This window comes from Sulfitobacter albidus (assembly GCF_018200035.1).
Classification (GTDB): Bacteria; Pseudomonadota; Alphaproteobacteria; order Rhodobacterales; family Rhodobacteraceae; genus Sulfitobacter; species Sulfitobacter albidus.
On record NZ_CP073583.1, the window covers coordinates 46,920 to 65,601 of the forward strand.

1 protein-coding gene is annotated in these 18,682 nt (G+C 65.0%); it reads left to right on the plus strand.

Annotated features, from left to right (window positions below):
* Positions 1-225 precede the first annotated feature (225 nt).
* On the plus strand, positions 226-18,681 hold the full coding sequence (locus KDD17_RS17940; RefSeq protein WP_212706450.1) for a DUF7507 domain-containing protein: 18,456 nt from the start codon (positions 226-228) through the stop codon (positions 18,679-18,681).
* Position 18,682: the final 1 nt, after the last annotated feature.

An 18,682-nucleotide genomic window follows, 5' to 3' on the forward strand; every position in this document is an offset into this window, starting at 1 on the left:
GCGCGCAGGTTTTGGGGTGTCGGAGGTGGTGTCGCCAAACGTAGACAATCCGCAACACCTTCGCCGCAAAGCGTGTGTATGGGACACAATCGCGTCAGTTCCCCCTATCCACTTCCGCAGGCGGTCTTCTATGGATGGTTGAAACGGCGGGTAAACCGCCTTTCGAAAATGTCCGGCAGGCGGTGGTGTATGTTCTCAGGTGTAACTGGTGCGATTCGCGCCCTTGTGATTTTGACGCTGTCGCTTTTTGCGACGGTTACCCATGCCACGCAATTCACGCGGTCGGTGCCGGGGACGGCATTGGCGTTGCCGGATGACTATCCCGAAGCGGGCGGCGTTGCGATTGTGCTCGTGGGCGTCAACGGCAATGCCTATTTCCAGTTCTCCAATCCCGCCGGTGCGTTCCGCGGTTTCAACTTCAACGGTGATCCGGCGCGGTTCCGCGGCAACCCGTTCACCATCAACGATCCCATCGGGCTCGATTGCGGGTTCTCGACCTGTACGACCTATTTCGGCGGCGCCATCGCGACCGCCTACATCCGGTTCTCGGCGTTTGACGGCGACACGCAAGTCGGCGGTTTTGACGAAGATGACATCAGCCTGCGCCTGAACGGGTTTGACGTTGGCAACTGGTCGGATGTCACGACCGAGATCACCGACAACTCCGGCCTCAACGGGTTCGGTCAGGTGCGGGGCTTTGGCAACCAGACGTTCAACACCGGCTGGTTCACCACCAGCAACGCAGCACTGCTGAGCAACATCCTGACCACGGGGCAGACGACGACACAGGTCTTTGACCGCGATCCCAACGACAACTACTGGGATTTCCGGCGCGGCAACAATCTGGCGAACCAGGACATCGTGACCGTCGCACCCGGCTACACCATCGAGAAAAGTGCCGACGCCACGGCCTTTGCCACCGTGGGGGAGACGATCACCTACAGCTATGTGGTGACCAACATCGGGTCGGTTCCGATTCGCCAGCTTTCGGTGAGCGATGACAAGATCGGGGCGGTCAGCTGCAACAAGACCGTCATTCAGGATACCAACCCCGGCGGCACGGCGGATTTCGCGACCTGTCAGGCGACCTATCAGATCACGCAGGAAGATTTCGACGCGGGCGAGGTGACAAACATCGCAAAGGCCATCGGCGTGCCGGATTTCGGCACCCTTGGGGAGCTGACCGACACGCTGACGCTGACGGGCCCCGCCGCCACGCCAGTGCTGTTCGTAGACAAGACCAGCACCCTTTCGGCCTTTGGCAATGCGGGCACGTCCGTTCCCTACAGCTTTCTGATCCGCAATGACGGCGATGTGACGCTGAGCAATTTCACCGTCAGCGACAGCCTGATCCCGTCACTGGTCTGCGCGGTGCCGGACCTTGCACCGGGGGATGATTTCACATGCTCGGGCAATTACACCGTCCTGCAATCGGACGTGGATGCCTTTGCCAATAACGCCACCGATCAACTGAGCAATACGGTCACGGTCAGCGCGGATACGCCGCGCGACGGGCGGATCACGCAGACCGATACGCTCGATCTGCCCGGCCCGGCAACGAACGTCGATCTTGAGCTGACCAAGACCGCGGTCGAAACGACCTACGCCGCCGAGGGCGATCTGATCAACTACCAGATCGTGCTGCGCAACGCGGGCAACGTGACCTTCCCCGCCGCCCCCGCCGTCACCGATCCGCAGGCAGGCACGGTCAGCTGCCCCGCAGGCCCGATCGCGCCGGGCAATTCCGTGACCTGTACCGCCAGCTACGCGGTCATGCAGGCTGACATCGACAGCGGCAGTTTCACCAATACGGCCAGCGCCACCGTCACCGTCGCGGGGCAAAGCGACACCGCAAGCGACAACGCGCTCGTGAACGCGACCCGCACGCCGGGTCTGAGCCTTGACAAGACGCTCGATCCCACCTCGCCCAGCCAATTTGACACCACGGGTGTCGGGCTGACCTATGAATATCTGCTGACCAATACCGGCAACATCACGATTGAAAGCCTCTCGGTCTCGGACAACCGGGTGGGCGTGACCTGCGCCGTGACGACGCTGGCACCGGGGGAAAGCACAACCTGTACCTCCGCGACCTATTCGACGGGGCAGGGAGACGTGAACCGGGGGTTCATCCTCAACACCGCCACGGCAACGGGGACCGAGGCAGGCGGCGGTGGCGCCACCGTGACCTCCAACACCGATCAGGTCAGCGTGCCGGCCGTGCAACTGCCCGAGATCGAGCTGACCAAGACCGCACCGGTCGTGGCGGCGGCGGACTATAACGTGGGTGAGGTCGTCACCTATACTTTCGCGGTTCGCAACACCGGCAACGTGCGGATCGACACCAACATCGGCGTGACCGAAGTCACCATCACCGATGACAAGATCGGCACATTCACCTGTTTCACCGGGGCACTGACCCGGGGCCAGACGCGCAGCTGTACCGAGACGTATGAGCTTACGTCCGATGATATTGACGCGGGCGTTGTCATCAACACTGCGGTCGCCAGCGCGGGGCCGACGGATTCAGATCAAGTCACGGCGATCATCGCACCGGATTTCAACCCGTCGATCTCACTGGTCAAGTCGACAGGCACGGCGTCGGTGGATGCGACCACCGACAGCATTTCCTACAGTTTTGAGGTCGAGAATACCGGCGACGTTCGGATCCTGTCGACGATCCAGATCAACGATCCGTTGCTGAGCGCCCCCGCGGTCTGCACGCAGCCCGTCAACTTTGATCCCGGCGATACCTTTACCTGCACGGGCACCCGCACCGGCATCACGCAAGCCGAACTGGACGCCGGTCAGGTGCTCAACGAGGCGACGGCGAGTTTTGACTTTACGCGCAACGGGGTGACCACGACCGTGACGTCGGATGCGGACACGGCCACCGTGCCCGTTGTCGCCGCGCCGGATGCGGTGCTGAGCAAGACGGGGCCAACCACCTACAGTGCATTTGACGAGGCGCTGACGTACACCTTCCGCGTCACCAACCCCGGCAATGTCACCCTGCGCACGGCAACCGTGACCGATCCGCTGATCCCGACGCTGAACTGTACGCTGACGGACATCGCGCCGGGCACCTTCCAAGAATGTACGGGCCAGTACCGCGTGACACAGGCCAACATGGACGATGAGACGTTCACCAATCTTGCGAGCCTTCTGGCCCAACCCGCGCAGGGCGCGCAGCAGACCGATACCGCCACGGCGAACTCAAATCTTGCCGCCGGAGCGGGGACCAAGATTGCGGCGATCACAAAATCCGCCGACCGCACAAGTTTTTCGACCGTGGGCGAGCAGGTGACATTCACCATGGCGGTTGAAAATACGGGCACGCAGACGCTGAGCAATCTGATGGTCACGGATGTCCTGGACGCCGGGTTCAGCTGCACGATCCCGACCCTGGCGCCGGGCGTGATCGACCGGACCTGTTCGTTCCAGGTCACCGTTGACCAGGCGGATATCGATCGCGGAACGATCGTGAATACCGCTACCGTCGATAGCCCCGAAATCTCCGCCGTCAGCGCCGGCGACAGTGTGACGGGCCCGACGCGCACGGCGTCGTTCGTGCTGGATAAATCCGCGCCCGCCGCCTTTACCGGGGCTGGGCAGACGGTGAATTTTGAATTCCTGGTGCGCAACACCGGCAACGTGACGCTGACCAATGTCGTGGTGAGCGACGATTTCTTTGATCCCGCTTTCAGCTGCACGGTGCCCAGCCTTGCGCCCGGCGTCTCGGACCGCAGCTGTACCGCCAGCTACATCACCGAACAGGGCGATGTGGATCGCGGGTCGATCACCAATACCGCGCGCGCGGATGCAACAGCGCCGGCCGGGGTCGCCGCCCCCGCAAGACAGACCGATACTGTTGTTGTGTCCGGCCCAGCGGCCCGGCCCGCCGTGACGATCACCAAGGCTGCCACGGACGGCGCCTTCACCTCTGCCACCGATAGCGAAGCCTACACCTTTGTCGTGCGCAACACCGGTAATGTGACCCTGACCGGGTTGACGGTGGCCGATACCGATCTCGGCTTCAGCTGTGCACTCGCCGATCTGGCGCCGGGCGATACGGCGACGCGTTGCGCGGATGCCTCCCCGCTGGGCGCTGTCAAGAGCTTTGATCAGGCGGACGTCGATCTGGGCAGCTACACCAACGTGGCCACTGTCACGGGTCAATCCCTCGTCGGCGCCGCGCCGGTCAGTGACAGCGACAGTGTGACGGTCAACGGCCCCGCGCAGGTGCCCGCGCTTGAGATCGACAAGAACACAAATTTTGTCGGGCAGATCTCGACGGTGGGGGAGACGCTTTCCTACACGTACCGGGTGACGAACCGGGGGAATGTGACCCTGACAAACCCGATTACGGTGAGCGACGACCGTATCGCGACGGTGAATTGCCCCGCGCTTCCCGCATCGGGTCTGGCACCGGGTCTGTTCATCGACTGTAGTGCGCAGACCACCGTGACGCTGCAAAACCTCGACGACGGGTTTGTCGAAAATACGGCAACGGCATCGGTCACGCAGACGGTGATCCCGCAGACACCCGGTGGCCCGACACAGGTCACCGCGACGTCCGCCCCCGATACGGTTCGCATCGAGGCGGATCAGGCGCCCGCGCTGTCGATCCTCAAACGGGTGCAGGTCGGCTCGGCCGCAAGCTACGACAGCGTCGGCGATACCGTGAGGTTTGAATACGTCGTCACGAACACCGGCAATGTGACGACAACGGCGCCGATCACGGTAAGTGATGACAAGATCCCCGGCACGCTGACCTGCGGCACCGCCCCGATTGCGCCCGGCGCAAGCGTCACCTGTGCGCAGGATTACACGGCGGATCTGACCGCACTGAACGACGGGTCGGTGACCAATATCGCCACTGCAAGCACGGTATTCGAAGGACAGCCCGTCGTATCGGGCCCCGACAGCGTGACGATCAACGCGGTGCAGCGCCCGGCGCTGTCTGTGGTCAAGACCTTCACCGGCACCGACCGGCCCGGCTTTTTTGATCTGGGCGATACGCTCAGCTATTCGATTGTCGTCACCAACACCGGTAATGTCAGCATCGACGGGCCGATCACACTGAACGACAGCCTGATCTCCTTTCCGGGGGGCTTTGCCTGTGACGCGTTGACCGGCAACGTGCTGGATCCGACGCAGACCTATACCTGTACGGCCACCCACCGGGTCACGCAGAACGACCTTGATCTGGGGGCTGCGACCAACGTCGTGACCGCCACCGGCAGTTTTGACGGCACCCCGGTGCAGTCGCCGGCCGATGATGCGATCTATCCTGTTGACGCGCTTCCCGCGCTCTCGCTCGAAAAGGTGGCGCTGCCCGATCCTTCGATGCTGGGCATGGCCGGCGATATCGTCAACTACAGCTATACCGTGCGCAATACCGGCAACGTGGGTCTGGTGGGCGCGATCCTTATCGAGGATGACAGGATCGGCACGCGTGAGTGTAAACCGGCGGCCGGGGGCGCCACACCTGCGCTGACCACCTCACAGCCCGGAAATGTCATTACCTGTCAGTTCCCCTACACCCTGACACAGGCGGATGTGGACAACGGATCCGTCACCAACAACGCCACCGCCCGCACCACCTATGCCGCCTCCGGCGCGAGCCCGACGCGGGTCGTCTCGCCCAATGCGGATGCGACCGTGACGCTGGACGAAATGCCGGGGCTGACCGTCGTCAAGGAGATGATCACCGCCGTCGGTGCAGGTGCGCAGGCGGGTCAGGACCTGACCTACCGGATCACTGCGACGAACAGCGGCAACCAGACGCTGCGCGGTGTTGGCATCACCGATCCGCTGATTGCGGATCTAAGCTGTACCGTGACGCCCGGCGGCGCGGCGGCGCCCGCGAATGTGACCCTGCTGCCCGGCGCCGCGCTGGTGTGTACCGGCGAGTATACCGTGGGCCAGGACGATCTTGACCGTCAGACTCTGCTGAACACCGCAAACGCCAGTGCCACCGATCCGCAAGGCGCCACGGTGAGCGGCACCGACGGTGCAACGGTGCAGCTGGCCGCGCCCGTCGTCGACATGACCGTGACCAAGCGCACGCTGCGCGATACCGGGCCGGACAGCGATTTTGTCGTGGCGGGGCAGCAGATCACCTTTGCCGTCGCGGTCGAGAATACGGGCAATATCACGCTCTCCTCTGCGGTGGTGACGGACGCACGCAACGTGCTGCCCAGCAGCTGTACCGTGGGGCCGATCGCCCCCGGTGCGACGGATGACACCTGCCGGTTTACCTATGTGGTGACGCAGGCGGATGTGGATGCGATCAATACGGCCGCGGGCGAAACCTTTGGCGGGTTCACGAATGTCGCCAGCGTGACGGCCACGCCAAATAATCCCGACCTTGTTCCGATCACCGAGACCGGGGAAGTCTTTGTGCGTGGACCGCTGCGCGAGACGGATTTCCTGCTGTCCAAGAGCGCCGACGCGCCCCAGATCAATGTGCAGGGCCAGATCGTCACCTACACCTACCGCGTGGTGAACGCGGGCAATGTGACGCTGACCGAAGTGCCGCAGATCACCGATGACAAGATCGGTACCTTTGCCTGCGGTCCGCTGCCCGCAGGGGGCCTTCCGCCCGAGCAGACGTTGAGCTGTCGGGCCACATATGAGGTGACGCAGCCGGATCTGGATGCGGGTGGCGTGACCAATATCGCAACGGTGACCAGCTCCGAAGTGGCGCCGAAGCCCGCGCATACCGCCAGCCTGACCATCAACGCCGGCGGCGACCCGGCGCTGAGCCTCGTGAAGACTCCATCGGCCACGTCCGGGCTGCGCGCGGGCGAGGATGTGACCTATACCTACACCGTCACGAACATCGGGAATTTCACCCTGTCGGATGTGACGATCGTTGACCGGCACCAGTCGGCGTCGGGCATTGCCTCGCTTACGTTCGACAGTGAAACGCTGACGCGCGACGTCAATACCGTGGGCACCTCGACAGACACGGCGGGCCCCGGTGTGTGGAGCACGCTTGCGCCGGGTGACGAGATCACCTTTACCGCACGCTACCGCGTGACGGTCGCGGATATTGATCAGCAGGTGACGCTGGCAAACCTAGCCACGGTAACGGCAACCCCGCCCGCCGGGCAGACCGCACCACGCGCACAGGACAACTCTGCCGTGACCGTCGCTCCAAAGGCGCCGGGACTGAGCGTGGTCAAGACGGCGGATACCAGCAATCTGATCGCCCCCGAGGCGGTTGGCCAGCAGGTGCCCTTTACCATCGTGGTAACGAATACCGGCAATCAGACGCTGAGCGCGCCAAGCCTGACGGACACGCTGACCGATGCCGCCAACGGGGCGCTGACGCTGAACGCGGGGCCGACATTCGACAGCGGGGATGACAACGGCAATGGTGTTCTCGATACCGGTGAAAGCTGGACCTATCTGGCGCGCTATGACCTTACCCAGCAGGCGATTGACGCGGGCGGATTCACCAACGCCGTTGACGTGCGTGCGACCGATCCGCAAGGCCAGCCCGTCAGTGGCAGCGATACCATCGTGCCTGTCGTGATCGACAATGCGCCGACGATCGGCGTTGTGAAAACCGCCGTGGTGGATGACGGCGGGGATGGCACGGCTGTCGAAAATGATACGGTGACCTATACCTACACGGTCTCTAACACGGGCAATGTGACAGTTCTGGACGTGCAGCTGGCCGAGACGGGATTTGGCGGCACCGGCACGGCGCCCACACCGGTACGTGCGGCGGGCGGGGTCGAGATTGGCGGAAGCGCAAGCCTGCCTGATCTGCCCGTGGGCAGCGGGCCCCTCACCTATACAGCCACCTACGCACTGACGCAGGCGGATATCGACGCGGGCAACCTCAGCAATCAGGCGACCGCGACCGGCGTCAGCCCGGCGGGTGTGGCGGCGCGGGATCTGTCGGACGACAACAGCCCGGCAACCGGTGCCGATGACGCGACGGTGACACCGCTTGGCGCCGTGCCGTCGATGCGCGTCGAAAAACGCGCCGATACCAGCGCGCTTTCCGCGATCCCGCAGGTTGGCGAGAGCATCACCTTTACCATCACCGTCGCCAACACGGGCAATGTGACGCTGACACAACCCACGCTTGCCGATCAGTTGACCACGGCGGATGGGGGCGCGCTGGCGCTGAACGACGGTCCGCGCCAGATTGCGGGGGACGCCAACGCCAACGGGCGCCTCGATGTCGGTGAAACGTTTGTCTACACCGCGCGCTACGACCTGCAACAGGCCGCCCTCGACAGCGAGGGCATTGCGAACACCGTGCGCGCCACGAGTGCTGCGCCGAACGGCGATCCCGTCAGTGACATCTCGGACGATGATGCGGGGGCGACGGATAGCAGCGGCGACGGCAATCCGGCGAACGATCCGACGCTTGTACCGCTGGCGGTCAATCCCGGCGTGGCGCTCGTGAAAACCGCGACGCTCGACGATGGTGGCGACGGGCGGGCAGATGCAGGGGACGAGATCACTTATGTCTTTACCGTCTCTAACACGGGCTCCCAGACCCTGTTTGATGTGACCTTGCAAGAGACCGCCTTTTCCGGGACCGGTGCGCCGGTGGTGCCCGTCTATCAGAACGGCGGCAGTTTTGTCGGCAACGAGGCTGCGGTGGATCTTCCGGCCGGTGGCGCGCCGGCGGTCTTTACCGCCGTATACGCGCTGACGCAGGCGGATATCGACGCGGGCGGCGTGATCAATCAGGCAAGCGCAACCGTGACCGACCCCGATGGCGTGACGTTGAGCGATCTGTCGGATCCGGCAAACCCGGCGAGTGACGGCCCGACGGCCCTGCCGACCCCCCGCGCGCCGGCGCTGCAAACGGTGAAACGCGCGGCGCCCGCATTGTCGTCACCGGTGCAAGTCGGTGACCGGATCGCCTACACCATCGACGTGCGCAATATCGGCAACGTCACCCTTGGCACGCCAACGCTTGTCGACACGCTCACGGATGCGGCAGGCCAGCCGCTTACGCTGACCGAGGCGCCAATCTTTCAATCGGGGGACACCAATACAAACGACCGCCTCGATGTAGGCGAGACCTGGACCTACACGGCCGCGTTCACGCTCACCCAGCCCGCGATCGATGCGGGTGGTGTGTCCAACACGGTAACAGCGCAGGCCGTAGATCCATCCGGCGCAAGTGTCAGTGATGTCTCGGACGACAGTGCGGATGCGCCGGCCGATCGCGATCCGACGACCACGGCCCTGCCGCGCACGCCGGCCATCGGTCTGGTCAAGGCGGCAAGCCTTGACACCGGGGCGGACGGTGTTGCGGGTCTGGGCGATACGGTGACCTATACCTACACCGTGACCAATCTGGGCAACGTCACCCTGCGCGACATCACCGTGGATGAGACGACATTCAGCGGGACAGGGACGGCACCGGTGCCGTCCCTGCAAAGCGGGGGCGCGGATCTGGGCGGCGGCGCTGCGCTGGATTTGCCAGTGGGCACCACGCCGATGGTGTTCACGGCGACCTATACCCTCACGCAGGAAGATGTGGACGCGGGCGGGCTGAGCAACAGCGCGCTGGCCACCGGCACCGACCCGACCGGCACGCCCGTCACGGATGCCTCGGATGATGAGACAGCCGGGGCAGGGGCGGCCGACCCGACCGTTCTGGATCTGCCCGAAGCACCCTTGCTCGACGTGACCAAGACCGCCGACACCAGCGGCCTGCGCGATCCCGCGCAGGCGGGGGACGCGATTGCCTTCACCATCACGGTGGCGAACTCGGGCAATGTCACGCTTGATACCGTTGCGCTGGCGGATACGTTTACGCGCCGCGACGGCACGCCGCTGAGCCTCACACCGGTGCTGACGGGTGGCGACAATGGCGTCGCGGGTGATCTGGAGGTGGGCGAGACATGGACCTACCGCGCAAGCCACACGCTGACCCAGGCGGATATCGACGCGGGCGGCGTGCGCAATCAGGCGGTCGCGACGGCGAACACACCCGGCGGGACCGCGGTCAGCGATACCTCCAACAATGGCGACGACACCGATGGCAATGACAGCGATGATCCGACAGTCATCAATATCGGTGGCGCGCCGGTCTTTACGATGAACAAGCGGATCGCGGCGGATGCGCCTGCGGTTATCGACACGCGCGGCCAATCGGTGCCGTTCGAGTTTGTGATCACCAATACCGGCACGGTGACCCTGACCGCGCCCATCACCGTCAGCGACGCATTGATCGATGCGCAGGGGCTGGGCGGCGTCAGCTGCCCCGCGCCACCGATTGCACCGGGCGCGCAGATCATCTGTACCGGCAGCTATGCGGTGCAGCAGGCTGATCTGGATCGCGGCTCGTTTGTGAATACTGCCACGGCGACCAGCACCCAGCCTGTCGTGCCGGAGAACCCCGGTGATCCCGATACGGTAACGATTGTCACCGATCCCAGCGCCGTGACCACGCCGCTGACGCAAAACCCTGCGAGCCAGTTGGCCAAGGGGCTCGCGCCCGGCTCTGCCGCGACATTCGCCGCCGTGGGGGACCAGATCACCTACCGCTTTACCGTGACGAACGTCGGCAACGTGACGCTGCCGGGTCCGATCACCGTGGATGATGACCGTATCGGCACGGGGCTTTCCTGTGTGGCCGGTCCGCTTGCCGTCGGGGAAGAGGCGTTTTGCGATCATGTCTGGACGGCGGCGCAGCCCGATCTGGACGCGGGCGAGGTGACCAACACCGCCACCGCCGAGACGTCGTTCGGGCAGGTCGCGGTATCCTCGCCGCCGGTCAGCTATACCGCGCCTGCGGTGCAGACCAAATCACTGGGCTTTGCCAAGGCGCTCGTCAGTGCGACGCCGGATCTGTTCGATGTCGGCACGCGGCTGGACTATCGGTTTACCGTCACGAACACGGGCAATGTCACCGTCGACGGCCCGATTACCATCAGCGATACGCTGGCCGCCGACGCCAGCTGTCCGGCGCTGCCGGGCGGGACCCTTGCACCGGGGGCCGAGCTGATCTGTAGCGGCAGCTATGTTCTGCGTTCAGGGGATATCGCGCTGGGGGCCACGACCAATGTGGCGAGCGCCAGCGGCACGATTGATGGCGCGCCGATCCCCTCGAACAGTGATGATGCGATCTACCCGGTTGGCGCGACGCCCGCGCTGACGCTGAGCAAGGCGGCGGTGCCGGTGGATGTCACCTTTACCACTTTGGGCGAGATAATCACCTACAGCTACACGGTCACCAATTCCTCCAACGCGGGGCTGAGCGAGGATATCATCCTCACCGACAACCGTCTCGATGCGCCGTTTGTCTGCTATGACGCGGCGGCGAACGGGGTGTTCAACGTAGGCCAGACGGTGACCTGTAGCGCGCAATACGCCGTGACGCAGGCGGATCTGGACGCGGGCTTTGTCACGAACGAGGCGCTTGCAGGCACGACCTTTGCCCCCGGAACCCCCGACGAGATTGCCGTGCTGTCGCCCCCGGCGCGCGTGACCGTCGATGCGGTACCGGCCCCGGCGCTGACGGTGGCCAAGCAGATCGTGGATCCGCCCGCCGCCGCCTCTGCTGGAGACACGCTGAGCTATCGTCTGACGGCGACCAACACCGGCAACCAGACGCTGTCGGCGGTGTCGCTGGTCGATCCGCTGATCCCGGCGCTGGCCTGTACGGTCGATGCACAGCCCGCGCCCGCGAATACGGTTTTGGCGCCGGGGCAGGCGCTGGTATGCACCGGCACTTACACGGTCATGCTTGCCGACGTGAACGCGCAAGAGCTGTTCAATACTGCTACCGCCACGGGCCAGTCCCCGCAGGGCGTCGAAGCCAGCGGCAGCGACAGCGTGCCTGCACCGATCGCGCCCGCCGACCCCGCGCTGAGTATCGTGAAAACGCTGGAGCCCGTGCGCCCGGCGGGTGTTGCCGCCTACACGCAGGCGGGAGAGGTTCTGCAATTCCGCCTGACCGCGCGCAACGCGGGCAATGTCACGCTCAACGGGATCATGCTGAGCGATGCGCGGGCCACGGTGCCGGCGAATTGCGACATCGGCACCCTCGATCCGGGGCAGGAGAATGGCAGCTGTCTGGTTTCCTACACGGTGACGCAGGCCGATGTGGACGCGGTTGGCGCGCGGGCCGGCGATAGCTTTGCCGGGTTCGTCAATGTGGCAACCGGGACGGCGACCGCCGCCACGCCCGACGCGCCTCAGGTGCCGGGCCGGGCAGAGCTTTTCGTGCGCGGGCCAGAGCCTGCGCCCGCCTTTACCCTCGACAAGACCGCCGATGTGGCGGAGATTTCGCGGGCGGGGGATGCCGTTGCCTATACCTATCTGGTGACCAACAGCGGCAACATCACCCTGCGTGCGCAGCCGGTTGTTACCGATGACCGCATCGCCAATGTGACCTGCGCACCGATCCCGCAGGCGGGCCTGCTGCCGGGGCAAAGCCTGACCTGCACGGCGCCCTACACGGTGACGCAAGCCGACATCGATGCAGGCGGCGTGACGAACATCGCCTCCGTCAGCTCGCCCGAGGTGCCCCTGCCTGCCACACCGGGGGCGGAGACCGACAGCGTGACGCTGCCGGCCACTGCCGCGCCCGCCTTGCTGATTGCCAAGACGGCAGATGCGACCGACGCGCTGGTTGCGGGGCAAACGATCACCTACACCTACCGCGTCACCAACGCAGGCAACGTGACGCTGAGCGAGGTTGCGGTGACGGATCAGCACACCTCGGCCAGCGGTACGGTTGCACTGACGCTTTCGGGCGACGCCCTCGACACCGATGCGGCGCCTGCGGGCGACAGTAGCGATGCGACCGAGGACAACGCCGTCTGGAGCAGTCTTGCTCCCGGCGATACCGCGCGGTTTACCGCCACTTATCTGGTGACGCAGGGCGATGTGGATGCGCAGGACGCCATCGCAAACACCGCCAGCGTGACCGCCGACCTGCCCGACGGGCAGGGGGGCGTGACCGCCACCACCACGGTTGAGGTGACACCCGCCGCGCCAACGCCCGCGTTGACCGTGCTCAAGACCGTGGATCTGGCCAATGTCTCTACCCCGCCGCAGGTGGGTGAGACGCTGCCCTACACCATCACGGTAGCAAACACCGGCAACCAGAGCCTGCGCAACGTGACACTTGCCGATACGCTGCGCCGTCTGGACAACACCGAAGTGCCGCTTGCCCAGGCGCCGGTGCGTGTTGCCGGAGATGGCGGCGTGGCCGATGTGCTCGACGTTGGGGAGACCTGGACCTACACCGCGCAACACGTGCTGACGCAGGACGATGTGGATGCCGGCGGTGTCGCCAACAGCGCAATCGCACGCGGCCTGTCGCCGCAGAATATACCTGTCAGCGATCAATCCGACGACGGTGTGCCCGATAATGGCGCAGACAATCCCACGATCACTGCCGTGCCTGCGGCGCCGCTGCTGGACGTGGTCAAGACCGTCAGCACCCCCGCCACTGCGGTAGGCGAAACGGTCGTCTTTGACATCGCGCTGCGCAATGCGGGCAACGTGACGCTGCGGGACGTGGGCATCCTGTCGGAAACGCTGGTGCGGGCCGACGGCACGCCGCTGGCGCTCAACGGGGCGCCGATCTTTGTCGGTGCGTCCGGGGGGTCTTCGGTCGGGGATCTGGAGCCGGGTGAGACGGCAACCTACCGCGCGTTCTATACGCTTGTGCAGGGCGATCTGGACGCCGGGGGCATCCGCAATTCCGCGCGCGCCATCGGTACACCTCCCATCGGCTCCCCGGTGACGGACGTGAGCGACAATGGCGACGACACGGATGGGAACGCCACCGATGATCCCACCGTCCAGAGCATTCCCGCCGCGCCCGCGCTGAGCCTGCTGAAAGCGGTATCGGACGAGACGCCCGCAACATTTGACGGCGTGGATCAGCGGATCGACTACGTGTTTACCGTCACGAACACGGGCAATGTCACCATTGCCGGGCCGATCAGCGTCACCGACGCGCTGTTGAGCGACGGGGTAAGCTGCCCCGCGCTGCCGGCAAACGGTTTGGCGCCGGAAGAAGCGCTCACCTGTACCGGGAGCTATCTGACGACGCAGGCGGACGTTGATGCGGGCCGGATCGACAACACGGCGACCGCCAGCGCGAACGGCACGACCTCGCCGCCCGCGACGGCGACGATCCTTGCCCAGCAGACCCCGTCACTGAGCCTGAGCAAAACGGCCGAGCCCGTCCCGGCTGCGGAATTCTTTACCGGGAAGGTCGTGCGCTACACCTACGTGACGACGAATACCGGCAACACCACGATCACGGCACCGGTCACCGTGACCGACAACCTGATCCCGGCGGCGGGCATCACCTGCGATGCCTTCCCGGCAGCAGGGCTCGCCCCCGGTGAAACGACGACCTGCCGGGCGGATTACACCGTAACGGCAACGGATGTGGATCTGGGCAGCGTCATCAACATCGCGACGGCGACCGATGGCACGACCATTTCGCCGCTGGCCTCGGCGTTGATTCCCGATGCGGGCGTTCCGGCCCTGTCGATCGTGAAATCCGTGGCCGCAGGCGCAAGCTTTGATGCGGCGGGCGACACGGTGCCGTTCAGCTTTGACGTTACCAACAGTGGCACACGGGCCTTTGCGGCGCCTGTCACCGTGACCGACACGCTCTTTGGCGCGGTTGCCTGTTTCACGCCCAGTGCCGCCGACCCGGATCTGCGGGCGGGCGAGACTGTTACCTGCGGGGGCACCTATACCGTGACCCAGGCCGATCTGGACCGTGGGTCGATTTTCAACGAGGCCTTTGCCCAGACGACATTCGGACCTGAGGCGGCGCCGGTGACCTCGCAGCCAAGCTCGGTCGAGGTGCGTGCATTGATCGCGCCAGCCCTGACGCTGGCCAAACGCGCGGCGCCGCTCCCCGTCACGGGCGTGGGTCAGGCGCTGACCTATACGCTCACGGCAACCAACGCGGGCAACCAGACGCTGCGCAATGTGGTGATCCGCGATCCGATGCTGCGCGGATTCAGCTGCCAGCGCGACACGCTGGCGATTGCGCAGACGCTGGAATGCAGCGGCACCTACGCCGTGACCCAGGCCGACATCGATGCTGGCAGTCTGACAAACAACGCCACCGTGGGTGCGATCACGCCACAGGGCGGGGCCATCGGCGATGCGGCCAGCCTCACCGTGGCGATGCCGGCGGCTGCCGCATCGCTTGAGTTGATCAAGACGGCGACCCCGACACCGTTTGGCGCGGCGGGCAGCACGCTTGGCTATCTGTTCGAGGTCCGCAACACCGGCAATGTAACGCTGCGCGATGTGGTGGTGACCGATGCGATGATCCCGGACTACAGCTGCACCATCGCGGCCCTTGCGCCCGGCGCCAGCGATCAAAGCTGTGCCGCCTCGATTGAGGTGACGCAGGCGTTGCTGGACGCGGGAGAGATCGTGAACACGGCACAGGTGCGCGGCAGCGGTCCGGGCAACGTGACCGCCACGGCGCGCGATACGCTGCGCACCCCCGGTCCGACCCGGCGCGGCGCGTTGGAGGCGACAAAGGTCGTGGGCGCCGCCGCCTCTGTGCCCGGCGCGCAGGTGCCATTCACCTTGCGACTGGTCAATACCGGTAATGTCACGCTGCGCGACGTCACGGTGGTAGACGTGATGACAGACGCCACTGGCACGCCAATCACGCTTGACGCGCCTTTCGCGCTGCAGCCGGGTAGCGATGCGAATGGCAACGCGGCATTGGATGTGGACGAAATCTGGATCTACCGCGCGGTGCGGACGCTGACGCAATCGGACCTCAACGCAGGCGGTCTGCGCAATCAGGTCAGCGTGCGCGCGATTGATCCGACGGGTGCGCCGGTGACGGATCTGTCCGACAATGGCATCGACAGTGACGGCGATACCACTGGCGATGTGAGTGTCTTTAACGTGGCGACCGAGCCGGCGCTGGACGTGACCAAGACGGTTGTTTCTACCGCCACAAGCGTCGGGGAAAGCGTGACATTCGAAATCCGCGCGCTGAACATCGGCAATCAGGACGTGCGTGGGCTGAGCGTCGAGGACCGTATGACGCGGCTTGATGGCTCTTTGGTGCCTGTCACGGTCGACGCGCTGGCGGTCCCGGCCAGCCTTGCCCCCGGCGAGACGGCAATCTGGCGCATCGTGCACGTGTTGACGCAGGACGACGTCAACGCGGGCGGCTTGCGCAATACTGCCCTTGTCAGCGGTACCTCTGCCGGCGGCGACACCGTGCGGGAGGTGTCGGATGATGGCATCGACGAGGATGGCAACCTGACCGATGATCCGACCGAAGTGACGATCCCCGTCACGCCGGCGCTAGAGGTCATCAAGGTGACGGATGAAATCGGGACCCTGCCCGGCGATCTGGCCAGCTTTACGATCACGGTGCGCAACGCGGGCAACATCTCGCTTCGCGACATCACGCTTGACGACACGATGACCAACCTTGCCGGAGAGGACAGCCGCAGCCTGCCCGTGACCTTCACGGGCAGCGATGGCACGCCGCCTTCGCCGCAGGGCATTTTGCAGCCCGGCGAGACCGCGACCTATACTGTCACGGCCGCCCTGACCCAGGCGGATATCGACAGTGGTGGTGTGCGCAACGTGGCGGTGGCGAACGGGGTTTCGCCACAGGGCGCGCTGATTGCCGATATCTCCGACGACGACGGTGGTGGCTTTGACGACCCGACCGTGGCGGCGATCACGGCGCTGCCGAGTTTCGAGATCACCAAGGTCAGTGGCGCGGCGGAGTTTGTCTTTCCCACGGTTGAGCGGCGCACGTTCACGATCACCGTGACCAATACGGGCAACATTACCCAGTCAGGTATTCAGGTGCGCGATGATCTGGTCGCGTTCCTGGCACCGGCCACATTGCTCAGCGATGCTTTCCCGGTCACCACGACCGCGAGCGGTTTTGCCGACGGGGGCGCGAATGTCGCCTACGACGGTGTGACCGACACGGATCTGTTGAGCGGGGACGCCACGCTCGCCCCCGGCGCGGTCGGTACGGTGGAGATTACGGCCACCTACGCGGGCCAGCCCGGTGCGCCCAATACGGCGACGGTGACCTCGGCGCAGCTGAGCACCCCGACCGAAGGATTTGTCCCTGTCGTGACCCTTGATACCGACGGCGACGGCATCCCCGACAGGCTGGAATCGCCGACCGGCGACCGCGATGGCGACGGTGTGCCCGACCGCGTGGATTACGACCCAACGGGCGTGTTCTATTGCGAGGACGACGGCCGCGTTCTGACCGGCGGCACGATCAGCGTCTCGGGCAACGGCGCGACGCAAACGGGCGTGGGCACCAGCGGCCCGATCACCGTGGTGCGTGACGGGCGGCTTGGCCCTTATCAGTTCTTTGTCACACAGGCGGGCAGCTATACGCTGACGCTGACCTATCCCGACGGCACGGTGGCGTCGAGCACGCGGCTCACGCGCGGGACGCTGGATGCGACGGGCTTCCTGCCCTCCAATCCCGGCGTCATCGGCGCGGGACCGGTGGGCGAGACTGGTTTGCTGGGTGATTTCACGGCACAGGCCAATCCGTTCTACACCGCCTTTGCCTTTGCCCCCGGTGATCCGGTGCTGATCAACAACAATATCCCCGTGACGCAATGCGCGGGCCTGACCGAGGTTGTCGCGACCAAGACCGCGGATCGCAAAACGGCCGTGTTTGGCGAGACGGTGAATTTCACCCTGACCTTTGCCAATCAGACCGAGCTTTCCTACCCCGGCGCGCGCTTTGTCGATCTGCTGCCTGCGGGCATGGTCTATACCCCCGGCTCCGCCCGTCTGGACGGTGTCGCGGTCGAGCCTGAGGTGCAGGGGCGGCGTCTGGAATGGCGTGGCGATCTTGGGGCGAACCAGACCCGCGTGCTGCGCCTTGCGGTGCGGATCACGCGCACGGGCGAGTTTGGTGAGCGCACCAACCGCGCGCAGGTCGAGGACCGGTTTGGCCGCCGTCTGTCGAACGTGGCCGAAGCGTCGGTGCGGGTGGACCCGGAACACGTGTTCGACTGCTCTGACGTGATCGGAAGGGTGTTCGATGACCGCAACGGCAACGGCTATCAGGATGGGCCGGGTACGCTGCCTGCGCCGATCATCGAGGACAGCTATATCGGGAACGGTAAATTCGGCAAACTCGACCGTGCGCCCAAGCGTGAGGACCAGTCAGAGCCGGGCCTGCCCGGTGTGCGTCTGGTCACCCCTGACGGTATCCTGATCACAACGGACGAATACGGGCGCTATTCGGTGCCCTGTGCGGCGCTGCCGCGCAACATCGGCTCGAACTTCATGCTCAAGCTCGACACGCGCACGCTGCCCACGGGTTACCGGGTGACAACCGAGAACCCGCGCGTCGTGCGCCTGACCGCCGGTAAATTCGCCAAGCTGAACTTTGGCGCCCGGCTGGGCAAGGTTGTCGATGTGGATCTGACGGCGCGCGCCTTTGTGGCGGGCGGCACGGCGCCGAAACCGGGCCTGTCGGGTGCGGTGGACGGGCTGATCGGGCAGATTGCGCAGACGCCGTCGATCCTGAACTTGACGTATGTTCTGGACCCCGGCGAGGCGCCCCAGATTGCGCGCGAAAGACTGCGCGAGATGGAGCGGTTTATCCGCAAGCGGTGGCGTGGTCGCGGGACCTACAAGCTTGAGATCGACAAGACAGTGACGCGGACGCGGTAGG